Annotated in this window: 15 protein-coding genes; 5 read left to right on the top strand and 10 right to left on the bottom strand. The window is 47.6% G+C overall.

Annotated elements, in window-relative coordinates:
- Positions 1 to 81: 81 nt before the first annotated feature.
- The 6 genes from KNO95_RS01140 to KNO95_RS01115 all read right to left on the bottom strand — a co-directional run bounded on the left by KNO95_RS01140 (position 82) and on the right by KNO95_RS01115 (position 6,128).
- Entirely contained in the window at positions 82 to 561 is a 480-nt protein-coding gene (locus KNO95_RS01140) for a prepilin-type N-terminal cleavage/methylation domain-containing protein (protein ID WP_026826493.1), read from the bottom strand.
- A gap of 142 nt (positions 562 to 703) precedes the next feature.
- Positions 704 to 1,921 carry a type II secretion system F family protein gene (locus KNO95_RS01135; RefSeq protein WP_026826494.1) on the bottom strand — a complete coding sequence of 406 codons (1,218 nt, stop codon included), beginning with the start codon at positions 1,919 to 1,921 and terminating at the stop codon, positions 704 to 706.
- 6 nt (positions 1,922 to 1,927) lie between these two features.
- The gene (locus tag KNO95_RS01130; protein ID WP_034771165.1) at positions 1,928 to 2,965 is read right to left on the bottom strand and encodes a type IV pilus twitching motility protein PilT; all 1,038 of its coding nucleotides are present in this window, start codon (positions 2,963 to 2,965) and stop codon (positions 1,928 to 1,930) included.
- A complete protein-coding gene (locus KNO95_RS01125; RefSeq protein ID WP_026826496.1) occupies positions 2,958 to 4,628 on the bottom strand; it encodes a GspE/PulE family protein in 1,671 nt (556 codons plus the stop codon). Before KNO95_RS01125 ends, KNO95_RS01130 begins: the two co-directional genes overlap by 8 nt.
- Position 4,629: 1 nt before the next feature.
- Positions 4,630 to 4,920, bottom strand: a complete 291-nt coding sequence (locus KNO95_RS01120) for a hypothetical protein (RefSeq protein ID WP_026826497.1) — start codon at positions 4,918 to 4,920, stop codon at positions 4,630 to 4,632.
- The gene (locus tag KNO95_RS01115; protein ID WP_026826498.1) at positions 4,917 to 6,128 is read right to left on the bottom strand and encodes a G5 domain-containing protein; all 1,212 of its coding nucleotides are present in this window, start codon (positions 6,126 to 6,128) and stop codon (positions 4,917 to 4,919) included. The genes KNO95_RS01120 and KNO95_RS01115 overlap by 4 nt, the downstream gene beginning before the upstream one ends.
- A gap of 158 nt (positions 6,129 to 6,286) precedes the next feature.
- Between KNO95_RS01115 and KNO95_RS01110 the strand changes: the two genes are divergently transcribed.
- Genes KNO95_RS01110 through KNO95_RS01100 form a run of 3 tightly spaced genes read left to right on the top strand, consistent with a single transcriptional unit; the run spans position 6,287 to position 8,919 of the window.
- On the top strand, positions 6,287 to 6,742 hold the full coding sequence (locus tag KNO95_RS01110; RefSeq protein ID WP_026826499.1) for a type IV pilus modification PilV family protein: 456 nt from the start codon (positions 6,287 to 6,289) through the stop codon (positions 6,740 to 6,742).
- The gene (locus tag KNO95_RS01105) at positions 6,690 to 7,253 is read left to right on the top strand and encodes a prepilin-type N-terminal cleavage/methylation domain-containing protein (RefSeq protein WP_235181857.1); all 564 of its coding nucleotides are present in this window, start codon (positions 6,690 to 6,692) and stop codon (positions 7,251 to 7,253) included. The genes KNO95_RS01110 and KNO95_RS01105 overlap by 53 nt, the downstream gene beginning before the upstream one ends.
- 16 nt (positions 7,254 to 7,269) lie before the next feature.
- On the top strand, positions 7,270 to 8,919 hold the full coding sequence (locus tag KNO95_RS01100) for a hypothetical protein (RefSeq protein ID WP_026826501.1): 1,650 nt from the start codon (positions 7,270 to 7,272) through the stop codon (positions 8,917 to 8,919).
- A gap of 46 nt (positions 8,920 to 8,965) precedes the next feature.
- Here the strand turns inward: KNO95_RS01100 and KNO95_RS01095 are convergent, their stop codons facing one another.
- The 3 genes from KNO95_RS01095 to KNO95_RS01085 form a co-directional block, all read right to left on the bottom strand.
- Complete coding sequence (locus KNO95_RS01095) at positions 8,966 to 9,610, bottom strand: hypothetical protein (RefSeq protein WP_026826502.1); 645 nt, start codon at positions 9,608 to 9,610, stop codon at positions 8,966 to 8,968.
- Between the two features lie 22 nt (positions 9,611 to 9,632).
- Positions 9,633 to 13,394, bottom strand: a complete 3,762-nt coding sequence (locus KNO95_RS01090; protein ID WP_026826503.1) for a DUF5057 domain-containing protein — start codon at positions 13,392 to 13,394, stop codon at positions 9,633 to 9,635.
- A gap of 65 nt (positions 13,395 to 13,459) precedes the next feature.
- Positions 13,460 to 14,689 (bottom strand): bifunctional folylpolyglutamate synthase/dihydrofolate synthase, encoded by a 1,230-nt coding sequence (locus KNO95_RS01085; RefSeq protein WP_214702449.1) that lies wholly within the window; start codon positions 14,687 to 14,689, stop codon positions 13,460 to 13,462.
- A 109-nt stretch (positions 14,690 to 14,798) separates the two neighbouring features.
- Between KNO95_RS01085 and KNO95_RS01080 the strand changes: the two genes are divergently transcribed.
- Both KNO95_RS01080 and KNO95_RS01075 read left to right on the top strand, forming a co-directional pair.
- The gene (locus KNO95_RS01080) at positions 14,799 to 16,235 is read left to right on the top strand and encodes a protein adenylyltransferase SelO (protein ID WP_214878183.1); all 1,437 of its coding nucleotides are present in this window, start codon (positions 14,799 to 14,801) and stop codon (positions 16,233 to 16,235) included.
- A 92-nt stretch (positions 16,236 to 16,327) separates the two neighbouring features.
- Positions 16,328 to 16,783 (top strand): ASCH domain-containing protein, encoded by a 456-nt coding sequence (locus tag KNO95_RS01075; RefSeq protein WP_214878181.1) that lies wholly within the window; start codon positions 16,328 to 16,330, stop codon positions 16,781 to 16,783.
- 80 nt (positions 16,784 to 16,863) lie between these two features.
- Here KNO95_RS01075 and KNO95_RS01070 read toward each other — a convergent pair whose 3' ends face one another.
- Positions 16,864 to 17,595 carry a hypothetical protein gene (locus KNO95_RS01070; protein ID WP_214878179.1) on the bottom strand — a complete coding sequence of 244 codons (732 nt, stop codon included), beginning with the start codon at positions 17,593 to 17,595 and terminating at the stop codon, positions 16,864 to 16,866.
- Positions 17,596 to 17,655 lie beyond the last annotated feature (60 nt).

The following is a 17,655-nucleotide window of genomic DNA, read 5'->3' as shown; positions in this document are numbered from 1 at the left end:
AGGATCCTCCTTTTGTCAGTATATGCCAAAAATAGAAAACCGGCTAGGCTGAGCGAGTGCCCAGCGCCAGCCGGAGTAAAATTATTCTATTTCATCTTTTGATAAATTGTTTTCAAGAATGGCTGTGGCTTTTGTATTTCCACCAATTACTTTCTTACCATCTAAAAATACACGGTATTCATACTGACCAGCACTTTGAGATACAAACACTATTGCATCATCGTATGCAGCACCCGAATTCAATGGATCTTTTAAATCACTCACATAAGAAGACATATCAACATTTGTTGAACTTTCAGCTAACGGAGTAAACTCGAGTACAGCTTCACTATCTATTGGATTCGAAGCAGTATACAACTTCGCCGCACTCACCATTTGCCTCGCATCAGCAACCATTGCATCTTTCTTCGAGTTCTCAATGATCCCACCAATCGCAACGACTGCGATGGCTGCGATAATCCCTAAAATAACGACGACGACGAGTAACTCGACGAGTGTGAGTCCACGCTCATCTTTTAACTGTTTGGCATCTTGCCAAATCATTTTCAACTTTTCTACCATGATTCATTCTCCCCTTTTGTGTAATGTGCTGTGAATAAACTAGATGAATTACTAAAGACCTAATATAGAAGTAGAACAATTTTACTATACCTTCAAAATATAGTATTGAAAAGGTATATTTTCAAAAGCCTGCATATTCTTTCTACTGATTCTGTATATCCCCATAAATTTGGAACATCGGGACGACAATCGAGATGACGATGACTCCGACGACACTTGCCAATACAACGATCAGAAGCGGTTCGATGATGGACTTCAATCGGTCGGTTGTCGTCTCGACCTCGGTCTCATAAAACTCCGCCACTTCGTTCAACATCGAATCTAAATCCCCACTCTCTTCCCCGACCGCAATCATCTGGGTCATAAGTGCCGGAAAGTTCGAGTTACGCATAAGCGGTTCATGGAGCGGCACCCCTTGCGCCATCATGTCACGAGCCTCCATCAGTCCTTTTCGGATGACGCGGTTTGATACGATGCGCTCGGTGATTTCAATCGCCGTCAAAATCGGGACGGCCGCCTGTAAGAGAACAGCTAAACTTCGTGTCAATAACGCAATCTGAGACTTCATCACGATCGTCCCGAAAATCGGCATCTTTAGTAGCAACCCATCGATAACGAACCGTTCCCGATCCCGCTTCAACATCCAAGTGAAGGTGAGGACTCCGAGAATCGCGAGTCCGAGCAACAGCCACCAGTAGGCAGCGATGAAGTCAGAGACCGCGACGACGATTTTTGTAATAAGCGGTAGCTCACCACCGAGTTGACCGAAGATACTCGCGAACGTCGGGACGACGTTCACCATTAAAAAGGCGACCACACCGATGGCGACAATCGAGACGACCAACGGATAGGTGAGAGCGGAGATGACTTTCCGCTTTATATCATATTGCTTTTGGAGTTGAAGCCCGATTTGATCGAGCGCTTCCTCTAAGTTACCGCTCGTCTCCCCGGCGAGTGCCATCGAACTAAAGAAGTTCGAGAAGACGCGCGGATGTTTTTGAATCGCGACGGAATAGGCAATCCCTTCTTTTAAATCATCCTCGATTTGACTAAGTGCTTTCTTCAACACTTTCGATTCAGTCTGTACCCGTAAAATCGAGGTCGCCCGAACGATTGGGACACCTGCCCGGATGAGCGTCGCAAACTGTCGAACGTACATGATCAGGTGTTCAATCTTCACACGTTCCGGAAGTAAATTCACTTCCATATTCAGTCCGGTCGACTCGAGCTCGGATAGGTCTGTCACGAGAATCGATTCTTGACGCAATTTATCTTTCGCCTCCCGAAGTGAGACGGCCGTGATGCGCCCTTTCTTGCGTTTCCCGTTCAATAGTTTCCCTTCATACTGGAATATCGCCATCACTCATCACCTCATCTCTTCTGTCGGGACGGCGTTTGGATTGATGATTCCTTGCCGTACCAATTGCTCGATGGCAGCATCCATCGATTGCATCCCATTTTGGCGACTCGTCTGGATGACGGTCGGCAATTGGAATTCTTTTTCATTTCGAATCAAATTGGCGACAGCCGGATTCCCTAACATGATTTCCATGGCGGCGACACGGCCTTTAGGCACATCGATCCGAGGAAATAACCGCTGACTGACGACCCCGAGAAGGACGTTGGCGAGTTGCGTCCGGATTTGGTCTTGTTGCTCAGCTGGGAACGCATCGATGATTCGGCTCACGGTCGACATCGCACTCGATGTATGGAGCGTCGCCATGACGAGGTGACCCGTCTCTGCCGCCGTCATCGCCGTCGAGATCGTCTCTAAGTCACGCATCTCCCCGAGCAAAATGACGTCCGGATCTTGACGTAAAGCAGCCCGCAACCCGCTCACGAACTTCATGACATCGGAGCCGATCTCCCGTTGGTCGACGATGCTTTGGTCATGGGAATGCAAATATTCGATCGGATCTTCTAACGTGATGATCCGTTTTCGCTGCGTCCGGTTGATCTCATGAATCATCGCCGCAAGCGTCGTTGATTTTCCTGAACCGGTCGGACCCGTCACAAGGATGAGACCGTGCGGCTTTTCAATCAAGCGCTTCAACACCGTCGGAAGGTTCAGCTCATTCAATGTCGGGATTTCCCCGGAAATGGAACGGAATGCGATGGCAATCGTACCCCGTTGATAGTAAGCATTGACTCGAAAACGCGAAACACGTGGAACACCGAACGAGAAGTCAAGATCCCGGTCTCGCTCTAAACGTTCCCGCATGTCCTCCGTCATAATTTCTTTTAAATATCCTTCGAGATGATGAGGCAATACCTTCTCCTCGCCCATCGTGATGAGACTCCCATCTACTCGAATGATCGGAGGTGAGCCTGCCGTCAGATGAATGTCTGAGGCACGTTTCTCGACCGCATTCGTCAAGATGACTTCAATCGATTGATTAATCATAAGCATTCTCCGTAATGACCGTTCGTAATATTTCTTCTGTCGTCGTCAAACCGGCGGCGACTTTTTCTAATCCATCTGCAAGCAGGAACGTTGCGCCTTGCGACTTGGCGTAATCGACCATCTCGGACTCGGTCGCTTGGTTCATAATCATCCGACGCAAACCTTCATCAATCGGAATGACTTCATGAATGGCAAGACGACCCCGATAACCCGTGAAGTTACATGAGGTGCATCCTTTTCCACGAACGACTTGTTCGATGTGAACCCTTTCCGCTTCAAACAGGCTCTGTTCACTTTTCGAGACTGGTTCGGCATGCCCACAGTCACGACAGACGCGTCGAACGAGACGTTGCGCGACGAGCCCGGTCGTCGAAGCGGCGACAAGAAATGGCTCGACGCCCATATCGACGAGACGCGTGATGGAACTGATTGCTGAATTCGTATGTAACGTTGATAAGACGAGGTGACCGGTGAGCGAGGCACGAATGGCAATCTCAGCCGTCTCGGTGTCACGTATCTCCCCGACCATGACGATGTTCGGGTCTTGTCGCAAAATTGAGCGAAGACCTGACGCAAACGTCAACCCGACTTTTGAATTGACCTGGACCTGGTTGATGCCATCAAGTTGGTATTCGACCGGGTCTTCAACCGTGATGATGTTCTTCGTCTCATCATTCAATTCTTTCAACGATGCGTATAGTGTCGAGGACTTCCCTGAACCGGTCGGACCGGTAATCAGGATAATGCCATTCGGACGTTTCAACATGTCGCGGTACGACTGTTCGTTTCGTTCACCGAATCCGAGTTTCGTCAAATCGGTCAGTCCTTGTGATGAATCAAGGACCCGAATAACAATCTTTTCCCCATACATCGTCGGGAGCGTCGACACCCGGAAGTCATAGGCCCGGTTGCGCAACGTATACTTGATCCGACCATCTTGCGGCAGACGACTCTCCGTAATGTCAAGGTTACTCATGACTTTGAGACGCGTCAGCATGACGCTTTGAATTTTCTTCGGGTAGACCGTTTCTGTCCGTAAGTCCCCGTCAATCCGAAAACGCACATGAAGTTGTTTCTCGTGCGGATCAAAATGAATATCCGATGCACGTTGATCGATCGCACTTAAGAACAGTTGGTTCACAAGTCGGATAATCGGGGCATCATCTCGACTAGCAGTCTCTTGCCGCTCGATTTCTGGAGCATCCTCTTTCAAAATTTCGATGAGCGAATGGTCCATCTCGTAGTAGCGACTGATCGTCTTTCGAATTTGCTCTCTTGTCGCAATCCCAATCTCGATGTTCATGCCGGTCTGTAACCGGACGTCATCGATCGCAATGAGATCAAGTGGATCAGCTGTCACGACATGAAGCGTATTTCCATTCACCTCAAATGGCATGATGTCATGCTTTTGCGCCAACGCTTTCGGCACGAGTTTCGTGACCGTCACGTTGATATCATAGGAATACAATTCAATAATCGGAACTTGCAACTGTTCATGAACCATTTGAATCAACTGCGTTTCCGTAATATGGTTCAGTCGAATCAGTGCGTCTCCTAGCTTTTCTCCGGGACGCTTTTGTTCGAGTGCCTCATCGAGCTGACTTGTCGTAATGAGTCCCGCCTCAATCAGCATCTCGCCTAATCTACGTTTCGTTCGTCTCACGTTACTTCACCATCCTTTGAGGAGCCTCCTCTTGCTTGTCTTTGTCTTCACGTTCTTCGATAAAGACACTCACAGCTACCCCTCCAATCAATGCAACAACAAGAATGAGCCATGCCCACCACGTTTGTACGAACGCTTCTTGTACCATCAAATAGATGCCACCAGACATGAGGGCCGTCCATAGACTGATGACGAGCTTCGTTTCACGCTTGCGCATCATCGGGACGGACAAGGCGAACAACGTCAGTGTGGCGAGTACCCAAAATCCAAGTAAAATCAAATAGCCAATCATCCGACAGCTTCCTCCTCTGTAGGGACCTCTTCCAATACGGGTGGTTCTGCCTCAAACGGATTTCCGTTCGAATCCTCTGTGAACGGATCTTCTTCATTCTCATCCGGGAATGTCGGAATCACCGGTTCGACCGGGTCAGGTAGCGGGAGTGGAACTGAGCTCTTCGTCACGATTTCCGGTGTCGGGGCATAAAAGTCAAACCCGAGCAATTCCATTTTTTCCCCTTCTTCTGTCACTGTGACACGGTAGAGCTTACCTGATTGTCCATCTTGACCAGACTGCGTGACAGATGAACTGCCAGACGGGAGCGACGATGAGAAACGGACGACTTTTTGATGCGGGACCGTCTTCACTTCCTCCACCCTTGCCTCAAAGGCAGCTTCAAACGGCTGACCTAATAACTGAACTGTCACCGTGCCTCCTTCATTTAAGACTAGGATTGCGTAAGATGAATCCTCACGATTTTGGACTGCAAAGTTCGAACGATCGTCCACTTTCGTGTCATAACCTAGCTCCACACCAGGCGGAAGCGTTTCATGCGGGACCCGTTCAAGAATCGCAAACGGTGTCGCGGCGAACATTCGATAGAGCGAAGAGCCGAGCGTCGTGAGGGCTTCATAGTCTTCCCCGAACGATTTGAGACTAAAGATATCCCCGGCGGCCATCTCGAATCCGTTCATCCGATCGAGTGCCGACTGCATCGCCGGTGTCGGGCTCACGGTGAATGAGGCGACGACTTCACTTTCAGCCGCGACTTGCTCTAACGTCACAGTTGATTCAAGCATAGATGCAGCTTCCATCAATGTCGGTACAATCATCGTCATCGTCACAGGTTGCCCTTCAAGATAAGGTTCGACCTTTGCTTCGTCAACAGACGTTAAAAGTGGATAAGCGCCCGTGTCCTCGATGGAGTCAAGCGTATTCGATACATCGAACGTCACGATTTCTTTCCCAATCTCCATGATCGTTCCATCCACCAAATTGACCGAAAATGGCAACGTATTAAAATCTTTGATCGCATTGTCAAGACGAACGTTCGCTTCTTCCTTCGTCATCCCTGACACGTCGATGCCTGCGACCGTCGTCTCGATATATGTAGCACTCGACTCAGCAGACGCGTCTAAATAATTGACGAGTCCGATCGTCGGCAATGTCACGAGTACGACGAGTCCAATCAAAATGACTAGATGCATCCCATACCGCTTCATGTAAAATTCCCCCCGTGTCTGATCCGACTTCTATTCTATGTATCCGTTTAGCGTATAACTTTAGTATAATATGTATTGTACAAAAAATAACATTTAATTCAGTATTTCATACGTTATTTACCGAATGTTTTACTTTTTTTGAATAGGAGGTCAATGTCTTGTCGCATTCCGAAAAAGGTTTTACGCTCGTAGAAGTACTCGTCTCCATCGTCGTTCTATCAATTGTCTCATTTTCTCTACTTACCATTTTTAGTCAAAGCTTGAAGACGACCCACGATAGTCTCAATCAAACGATTGCGAACCAAGTGGCGCAAAACACACTACATACGTTGAATCGGCGAGCGGCTTCCGTCGATCAACCGCTCGAGCTACGTCAATTATTGAATCGGGACGGCATCAGCCTCACATGCGACTTCTGCGAAGATACGCGGATTCATGGGGATACGTACGTCGCAACGATTCAATCGCTATCCACCGCACCCGGACACACGATCGAGGTCGAAATCTCGGTGACGACCGACCGATTACAAACACCCGTCACCTTGAAAGGAGTCATATCGAATGCGACATTGCGCGAACCGTTCCCTGAAACGGCTGTCCCGACAACTGACTGAGATGAAGAAACGAGAAGACGGCTTCACACTCGTCGAGTTGCTCGTCACCGTCGTCGTCGCTTCGATCTTAAGCGGAGTCATCATTACGGCTTTCATCACGGGCACGCTCGGTTTTCAAATGACGAACGAAACGAGCGAACTCCGCAGTGAGGCGGATTATTTGATCGCCTCGGTCCTCTCCGACGTGAACCGGACCGAATTCGATGCCGTGACGGAAGTGGGCGGCACGTTCCAATTTTATCGGTTATCTGCACCAGGCATCTCAGAGGCCGGAATGATTTACCGGGAGGCGGGATACGTTCCGACCGATTTGGTGCTCTCAGAGGACTCGTTCACCCCATCCAATCCGCAAATCACAGTTGAACGGTTGACGATTCAATTGAAAGATCCGGTATTCGATCCCCGACGCCCCACATATATGACGGGAGGTCTGATTGAAATCGAGATGGATTTGACCCAGACGAACGATTCCGATTCAGTGACCACATTTGAAAGCTCAATCCCATTTTAAGAAAGGAGGCATCCCGATGCAAAAACGTGAAGACGGATACGTCCTCGTGCTCGTCCTCGTGACGATGGCGGCTCTCGCCGTCTTGTCGCTCGCTGCTATGCAAGTGAATTTATCGACGAACAAACTGACAGTCATCCGGACGGAAGATACCCAATTGAATGAAGATGCGAAAAGCGCGCTCCGTCTCATCGCCGACGAGGTCCGGACCCAGTTCCCGCTCCACGGTGAAGCGGAAGTCCCTATCCATATGGAGTCCGAAACTGCATTCAATAACAAGATACAGTCTCTCATTATCAATGACGAACCGTTTACAGCTTTGACGACAGATAGCGAGGTCCGCTACTCGATCGAACTGAAGAAAGATGCGACAAATACAGCCATTCAGACGGCGCCGTTCACGACAATTTTACAAGTGAACGTGACGGCATCCCGACAAGTGAACCCGGAACAGCCCGTGCTCGCGGTCGAATACACGCAAGATCTATATTTGACGGCGCTCCCGTCCTTTTTATACTACGTCCTCGGGTCCGACCAACAGTTAAACGTGAATGGTATGCCGACGGTTCAAGGAAATATCTATTCAGGCGGTCCGCTTTCCTTCATGCGTAAGGCTAACTTTCAATTAGATGGCGTGGCCAAGCAAATCGATAATGTGGATACAAGCCGGCTTCATTTAGACGGTCGAATTGATTTGTTGCAGTTGAACGACTGCTTAAGTTGTCAACAAGAAAACTATTTCACGGCAGGTACGGAACAGGCTGGTGAAAAAGCAGACGTTGGGGTGTCCCCAAGTCGCTTCTCCCCGTTCCAATATGACTATTCGATCATTGAATTTTTGAATCGTCGACTTGACACGCCCCTCACCTTCACGAACAACGTCAACTCGAAAATCTTTGAAGAAGGGCTGATTGCCTCGACGAATCGAGTTTTCGAGCTCGAACGGGTATTGTCGGAAGACGGCTCTTCAATCATCGAACGACCGACTTCATATTTACGGGCGGATGCCTATAACGCTTTAACGGATCCGACCATTTTGACATTGCCTACTACCATTTCTGATCGTGCCATGTATGTCACCGAGTCCATTACCGAATCGAACGCCCCGCTCCTATTCGATGGAGATGTCGTGATTGAATCACTTAACAAACTGACGATTGCGCGCCCATTGATCGTGCGGGGAAATTTGACCATTAAAGGCAATGTGTCATTCAGTTCAACTGTCTACACGCTCGGCGACACCTTCATCGACCGTGCCAATATCCTTCCAATCGATGCAGAGAAAGGGAACTCCCTCATCCTCTTGTCAAAAGGAAAGATCTTATTGAACCGAATCAACGAATTCGATGATACACCGACGACGCTTCAGGCGTTCATGTATAGTGATTCGAACGAACCAACTTACGTCTATGCGGTCGGATCAATCCTAGAAGTCAACGGAGGACTTTACAGTAAGGGCCCACTTGAGGTGAACGTCTTCCGCGGAACGTTCGGAGGCGGGAACGGCTTAAGCCCAGCTGAGAACTTCAACCTCCAAGTTCCGGCTCATGCGCCCGATCAGTCCCGCTTAAAACTGACCTATAACGATTCCGTGTTTAATCAACTCGAAACATTACCGGTCACGAATCAACTCCAGTTTTTCGTCAGCCATCCTGTTCAATTAAAATAAGCTCAAAAAAATCGGCTTCCTCTCGATATGAGAAGAAGCCGATTTTTTAGTTCTCCATCTTTAAGATGAGGTCTGAATTGTAGTCTTTGGCCGTCTGTTCCATGGCATTGGTCCACTTCGCACCGTTGTCGAGCAGCAGTCGAGTCAACTCGACCTGGTTATGACGGACCGGCTGCAATAACACCGATTCGTCATCTTGAATCGGATAGCCCTGATCGAGGAGATGTTTGACTGCCTCAAGATTCAACGAGTCGACAGCAATCCTGAGAAGTCGCTCATCCTCGACATAACGTATGGCGAGCTCCCATTGCTCGGGACTGCCGTTCGCGCTGAACAAAGGCGTGATGATCGGCATCCCTTCCACTTCTTCAAACGGGTCGAGCCCTTGCTCGAAATACGCTTCAATCACGTCCATCGGTGCAGTAGTCACCGCCGTCGCAAACTGCTCGGATGTCGGAAGGATTTTTTTATCCTTCAGAATGAGTCGGACGGCCTCCCATTCCTCCCGTGTTTGTAAATCAGTCAACTCTTCTTTTGAAACTGAAGAACGTTGGTTTACTTCTTTTATTAAAGCATCACCAGACAATTGTGAGAGCTCCGGTTGGGATTGGCTCCAATAAAGAAGTCCTCCCAATCCACAAACGAGAAGCAATCCGGTGATTCCAATCATCATTCGCTTGCGATTCATCATTCGCCAACTTTCTGCCATTCACTTAATAACGGTCATCATCCTGTCCTGAGGCATTCGTTTGGATGATGCGTACATAAAAGGTATCTTTCACCGCTTCAAACGGTTTTCCTGCCGGGAGAGTTGTATATACTTCCACTTTGGCCACACCCGGTTTCACTGGAATCAACTCTTTTCCTGACGCACTGACTTGAACAAATTCTTCACCAGACACAATCTCCATCCGATAATCACGCCAAGTCGAGGTCGTCGGCCAGTACTCGAGGAGCGGTGGCCGTGGTGCCATTCCTTCACCGATATTAATCGTCATGTCTTTTGACATCAATTGGTTCGGATATTCGTTGACACGGACGATTGAAATGTTTGAACGAATGTTCCGTAAGGCATTGTCATTAAATGTTGTCTGAATCGGAATGTCCGTAACGATCCCGTTATTTCCATATCCATGATTGGCACGTAATTGGTATCCGGTCGCACTTTCGGTGACCGTCAAAGCCGACGGGGTGGTCCCGATTCGTTCAAGCGGGATGGTTACACTTGGTGATGAGGTCACTTGAATCGTCGCGACTTCATTCACTCGTTTTTCTTCGTCCACACTATCCCATACCCACAAGTCGAGTTGGCTCGGTGTTTGGCTCAAGGATGGTGCCGTGACATTGATTGTAAAGACAGTACTAGGTGCAGCGATATTTAACCCACTGAAAAAGTCACCGACGTCAACAGTCGCCTTGAATTGAGTCATACCTGGTTTTAATCCAACGATTTTCAAGTTGTTCCCGTCCTGTTCGAAGCGGACACTGTCACCGGATTCAACGACATAACGAACCGACTTGTACTGTGCCGTTTCCGGCATGACTTTTGGTGTCACGGTAGTCGCTTGACCGACATACAGTTCTTTTGACTGAACGGTAAGCTGTTCAGGCGGGCTGATGACCTTTACGTTCGACTCCGCTACGACACGTGGTTTCCCATCACCTGGATCAATCGTCAACCGTAACGTGGCAGTTCCTGTCTTCAGTCCGGTCACAATCGCATTGTTTCCTTGTGAAACAAGTTTGGCGACACCGTTCGCATCGATGATTTCCCATTTCAAGCTTTTCCATTTCGGGTTTGAATAAGGATCCCCTTTTGCATCGGTGATGGTCGGACTGACAATCTGTTGTGCACCAATTTGCAGTGTGACGTTCGGGATCTTCGCACCGTACGCATACGGTGCCCCAATATTGATCAATAAATCAGGGAACGAAGAGTGAACGATCTGCTCCTTATCCCAGTCGTTGTGCTTATCTAAATTATGACCTTGCTTCTTCGCATACTCAATCAATGTCGTCAACTGGTTATCCGCTTTTTTCAGTTGAATGAGCGAGGAAGAAGACTCGATGGCACGGACAACTACTTCAAACGTCACAGTCCGGTCACCACTCTCGTTCGGGAGAAATACGTTCGAGTTCCCGTGTCGCTCGTAATACAGATTCGGTTTTAACTCTAGATTGATTTCATTTAGATTCGTGACCGGATAGTCTGTTCCATTTCCATCACGAATCGCAACGATTTCAAGTTGTTTTGGCAACTTCTCTGTGAAGGTCGTCGAATCAATCCGCAGGAACTTGTCACCCTTTTGGTCTTTCGATCGATCAAATTGTTCTGGATATTGAACTTGGTATCGAATCGTTCCCGTCTCAAACAAGTTGATGGTCGAAGGATCAATCGAACGAGACACTTGAATCAAGTCCGATACATTCTCCGCACGTTTTACGTTAATCGTGAACGTATCAATCACTTTGGCATTCCGTTGATCGGACGTCTCGATTTTCACTTCAATCGGTCGGTTTGCGACAACGTCCGCTGCAGGAATCGTGAACTCTTTGACTTCATAGTTTCGCAATTCTTCAAATGCTACCGACTTTCCGTTGTATGTGATTGTTGAATTCAAAAATAAGTCTTGGAAGTCATAGTCACTCGGACGCCACATCAACTTGACATCTTTGCCAGCAGTCACTTCAACTACTCCAGCTTCTATGTCGGAAGAAGTGTATGAGTTCGTAGAATCGCTGACTGATTCGATCACATTATAAGGTTTGTGGTTCGCCCCGATAAAAGCGCGATACATCGTGTTGATAAAGATTTTTTTCTCATCTTGAACTGAAAACTGATTCGTGTGACCCGCGCCCGAATAGGTGAAGTTATTTTTCGTGTATGTGTAGTAATGGTTACTCGCATCTCCATATGACCGTTCCTTACTAGAATTATCCGAAGACAAGTTGTACCAAGGTGTAACTTCAGGGTCATTCAAATCAAGGGTGAAATATTGGTTGTGCGTTTTTGAGATCTTTTTAGGCTCATCATTCAAAGCATATGGATATGAAGTGAAAATTCCATCCTGCACTTTTTCAATCACCTGAGTAACTTGCGGTGCACCATAACCCATATTCGTATAGATTTTTTGTCCTGAAATATTCTTTGTGGAGTCTGAATTGATAAACTGACGTTCCCACTCTGAAGTGGCAGAGTTCCCACCACCGGAACGGAAAATTGTATCATGGGTCAACATGACTCCTTGTCCCGTTTCTGAGAACGTTTTTACTTTGGAAGTAGCCGCAACGTTCATGCTACCTTGTGTGTTATAAGAATCCTGAAAACCAAAAATCAACATATCATACGTATTATTATTCAAACCTTGATCGAACTTACCTAGTTGAAAATCACTGGTTGTTCCATTATTTAACGTGAATTGATATTGACCGTTACTGTCTGTCAGCATATTTGACAAGTAGTCAGAAATTTTTCCTTTACTCGCTGTTCCTGCAGTTAGTTGTAAGATGTTTGCTTCTACTTTTTGATCGATATAGAGGAACGTCCCCTTTTTATAATCTTTACGCCCGGTTACTGTATCTTTAGCAACAATCATCCAATTCTTCGGACCGGTATACGTAGGTCGAGATAATAGAAACTCGAGTTGATTCGTTGAATTTGCGACTACTTCTCTCACCTTATCTTCAGCATCAAAGCGATCGTTGTGATTAAAATCAATGTATAATTCTACAATCGTGCTTGAAGTTGGTGGGTTTACAAATTGATAGTTGAACTGAAACGGCTTTCGATCATTGTTTTTGATTTGTACCGTTTGATTCACAAGCGGTTGTTGATTATACGTCACGTCAACATTCGACAACAAGGGACGAATGCTCGATTGATTGACTAATTGATTGATCAGCGCCCCGTCCGTATCAAACTGTTTGACGTTGGCATACTCTTTGAATGCGGCTATTTTTTTTACATTTTCTCCACCGAGCAACAAATCTTTATGAAGGTATACCGGTAACCCTGTTTTTACGTAAAATTCTGTAATCTCATCGAACTTTAAATCTGTTAAATCATTTAAAATCGTCGTCGTATTATGTTCAGTATTACGATTCGATGTACTTTTTATTTTATTCACTTTATTAAGTGCTTCTTGATACTTTTCATTTTCACCAAGTGGGCTACTTGCCAATACAATCGCATCGTAAGCTCCATCCATCGGGAAACGAGTCGCATTGAATTGTTTAACCGTTAAAAAATCGATCTCTAACTTATTCAATGTATTCAAATCGTTTACTAATGTCTTTTTATACGAGTCAATCGCCGTTTCTAAAGCATCTTGAGTCAATACATTGCTTGCTGTATACGCATCTCTTAAATATAGTACTTTATATTTCGGTAATTCCTGCGCCTCTACAAACTTGCTTTGAGGGACGAACGAAAGTAGTAAAATGAAGATTATGGCAACATGCATGAGTTTACGCAATGTATAGTCCTCCCTATTTTTAGTCTTCACTACTAATTATCCCACCCACTTGAAAAAATATACATCTATTTCTTTGACATCAGGTAAATGTTTTCGCTTAAGAAGCGTCTCACTTCACTGATGAAATAAAGAGACCCGGTCACAATCAGCGTCTCGCTTGTCGGCGTCTCGATCCAATCGTGAAGCCACTGTTGCCATTCGATAAAGCGCGCCCCATCTTTCTCTAGTTGCGCTTTCGTTCTAGCACGCGGAAAGTCGAACGTCGTCTCATACACATCCCCGATTTGCTGAAGGGAACGAACCATCGTGTCGCGGTCCTTATCCTCTAAAATGGCGGTCAGTACGGTCACGTCTGTCTCTTGTTTAGCTTGTAAAACTAATGCCTCGATGCCTTCCTGATTATGTGCCCCATCTAAAATAATACGCGGTCGTTTTGATACGAGCTCATATCGTCCCGGGTGTTGCGCTCGCTCGAGACCCGATTGAATGGCTTCTTCCTTCCAACCGAGGTGACGTGCCACCGCCACGGCGCACGCCCCGTTATAGGTCTGATGATGCCCTGTCAATCCGAGCACGACAGGTGGCATGGCTTGATATGTCACGACTGTCTCTGCCCCGTCTTCAATCTTAGTCACGAGCGCACGTGCGTCATGAATTTGTGCATCTAAGGCCTCCCCTTTTTGATGCAACAACTCAATCAACTGATCCTTCTCGATACTATGGAACATCGGCACACCGCGTTTCATAATGCCGTACTTCTCCATCGCAATCTCTTCAAGCGTATCGCCGAGAATGCCTTGATGATCATGTCCAATCGACGTCACGACGGTCGCAAGTGGATGTGTCAACACATTGGTCGAATCGAGTCGTCCCCCAAGACCGACTTCCCAAATGATCACATCAGGACGTGTGTCATCAAAATAGCACCATGCCATCATCGTCAATAGCTCGAATTCCGTCAACGTCTCTGGCGCCTCGTTCGCACAGGCTTTGACACGGTTCGCCACGTCGACGAGCGCGTCTTCCGGAATCGGTTCCCCGTTCAACATGATCCGCTCCTCGAACTGAATGATATAAGGGGACGTAAATGTGCCGACGGATAAGCCGTTCTCCATCGCCATCGCCCGTAAAAACGCGACGGTCGACCCTTTTCCATTCGTCCCGGCCACATGGATGGATGGGCGTTCTTCTAACCCTAACTGCTCAATCATCCAGCTCATCCGTTCAAGACCTGGTTTGATCCCGAAGCGAAGCTGTCCACTCAACCAATCGAATACGTCTTGTCTCGTCTCCATCTTTCACACTCCTACTATTTACACTTCTGTTTCATCTTATCAAAATTTACGACAGCCGTTATGGAAAACAGTCTGTGCTATACTCGAAGCGAAGAAGGAGGCATGCGCCATGACAACTGACTGGAACTTCGAGGCGACGTACCTCGAACTACGTGACATCTTTTACGACCGTGGTCCCATCCATCCGGTCGACAACCCAACACTCGTCTTGTTTAACGATCCATTAGCCGCTTCACTCGGGCTTGATGCGCATACAGTCAAACAAGATATCGACTTACTCGCCGGCAACCGTCAAACCGAGACGTCGTTCTCTCAAGCATACGCCGGACACCAGTTCGGGAACTTGACGATGCTCGGGGACGGAAGGGCCCTCATGCTCGGCGAACACGTGACTCCGAACGGGAAGCGTGTCGATGTGCAATTGAAGGGCTCAGGACCGACGGAGTACTCTAGAGGTGGCGACGGACGGGCCGCACTCGGTCCAATGGTACGAGAGTTCATCATCAGCGAGGCGATGCATGCGCTCGGCATTCCGACGAACCGGGCGCTCGCCGTCGTTCAGACAGGAGAAGCCCTCATGCGACAAGGTCCAAAACACGGAGCCATCCTGACCCGGGTCGCCTCGAGTCACTTGCGTGTCGGGACGTTCCAATTCGCGGCAGGTGCCGGCTCCATTGATGACGTTATTTCACTAGCGGAGTTTGCAATCAAACGACACGACCCAGACTTGATGGATGCACCCGATCGCTACGAACAGTTTCTCGGACGCGTCGTCGAAAGACAGGCGAGACTGATCGCCAACTGGCAACTCGTCGGGTTCATTCATGGGGTGATGAATACGGACAATATGTTCATCAGTGGTGAGGGTCTCGATTACGGACCATGCGCATTCATGGATACGTACCACCCGGAGACGGTCTTCAGTTCGATTGACCGAGACGGACGGTACGCTTATGCGAATCAACCGTACATCGGGTCTTGGAACCTCGCCCGACTCGCGGAGACATTGCTGCCGCTCCTCGGGGAAACGAAAGAAGAAGCGGTCGATGTGGCGAACAAACAGCTCACCCGTTATACCGAGTTGTATAAAGAAGCGTACTTTACCGGACTCGCGCATAAGATTGGCCTATTCGTCCGAAAAGACGGTGACGATGCGCTAACGGATGAACTGCTTCGGTTGATGGTAGAGACGGAGTCAGATTATACGAATACGTTCCGCTCGTTGACGCTCGGTGAGAGTGAATCGCTCCCATTCGCAACTCTTGAAGACGGGAAGGCGTGGATTGATGCTTGGCAGAAACGTTTGAGTGAACAAGGTCTCCCGGACGAGGACGTCAGTCGAATCATGCGCCAATATAATCCGGCCATCATTCCCCGAAATCATCATGTTGAAAAAGCGATTCAAGCAGCAGAACGAGGTAACTTCGGTCCGACCGAGTCGCTACTCACGATTTTGCGTGACCCGTATAACTACGACCATCCGTCTGAATATGTGTCGGCAGGTCCACCACGAACGTATCCGTATCAAACTTTTTGTGGCACGTGAACCATTTCGCATTCGCGAGATGGTTTTTTTGAAACTTCTTTTTATTTCTTACGTAATATGGAGTGCTCTTAATTCGAAAGGAAATGATCATGATGAATGAAATGACACTCGCTTATTGGAATGAATATTGGAAAGATAGTGAAGAGCATCCGCCGACTGAAGTCGAAGCGTTTCAATTCGGAGATGATGCCGATACGCTAGCCGAACTGGTCGTCTCTGGAAAGAAAACCGCAACATGTTCCGCCCATATACTTTATGAGATAGAGAAGGAACTGCTTCCCTACGTCGGTCAGTACGCCATCGTTCTTGATGCAGCGGAACGACCGGTTGCCATCATTCAAACGACTGACGTCACAATTCAGCCGATGAATGAGGTATCCGAAGAGTTCGCCTTGGCTGAAGGGGAAGTGACGTATGCAGACTGGTGGGACATCCATGAGCGATTCTTTATCGAATTACTCGGTTCGTATCAATTATCTTTTTCGCCAAGTATGAAGCTTGTCTGTGAACGCTTTATTGTCGTGGACCGATTCAATGAAAAAGAGTGATCGAACGGGAAGATGACCTCGAGTGAAGAATAAATTTTTGATAAAGACCCGAACGTCACTCTTGACGCTCGGGCTGCTCTTTATTTCGAATTATGGAACGGGAATGATTCGGACGAAGGATCCGGTAGAGAGTCAACGAGTGTCCACAACTCTTCTTCCGAGACATTTCCCGTCACAAGAATCAGTTTGTCTTGGCTGATGTAGTATAATCCATTCCCACTTGGTTGGTTCAATCGATACCGCTCCGCCCCATCGGCATTCTGATTGATCGGCTCCCCATCCCCTACACTGAATGCGTCGGTCATCAAAATGGTGACCAGTTGCGTCTCATCATACAAAGTCCACAGTTTTACAGGTCGTTCACTATCATCAATTTCACTATCGATTATGTACATCGAATCTTGTGGGAGCGCCAAACCATGTTGTGTTTTTTCAGAAACTCCAACTATTCCAAAGTGCTTCATTCCACGCATGATCCATTCCCCGTCACGTGAATAGTGATATACCCCAAAGGAAGGCATTTGGTTCGGATGACCAATCGCGATCAATCCGATGTCTCCAACTTTTGCCTCATAGATGACATCCTTTGTTGCAAGGCGTCTTTCTGATCCATCCTTATATTGCAGCGTGATTTGATGTACCACCGCATCTGACAATGATTCGGTCCCTTTTGGTACGTCTTCAACTAGCGTCCCTATCCATTCACTCGTTTCAATTTCCTCTCCACCTGTCTCGACAAACTCCATCTCTTCTGGTGACGTACATCCAGTCAGCCCCAATACAAGAACACCTATTATCCCGATCCGTCTCATCTCATATCCCCTTTTCTATATCCACCTCTCCAAATTCTACCAAAACACAAAAAAACCTTC

Source organism: Exiguobacterium sp. ERU653, from assembly GCF_018617775.1.
Taxonomy (GTDB): Bacteria; Bacillota; Bacilli; order Exiguobacteriales; family Exiguobacteriaceae; genus Exiguobacterium; species Exiguobacterium marinum.
Note: the sequence above shows the minus strand (reverse complement) of the source record. Positions and strands in the feature narration are given on the sequence as shown.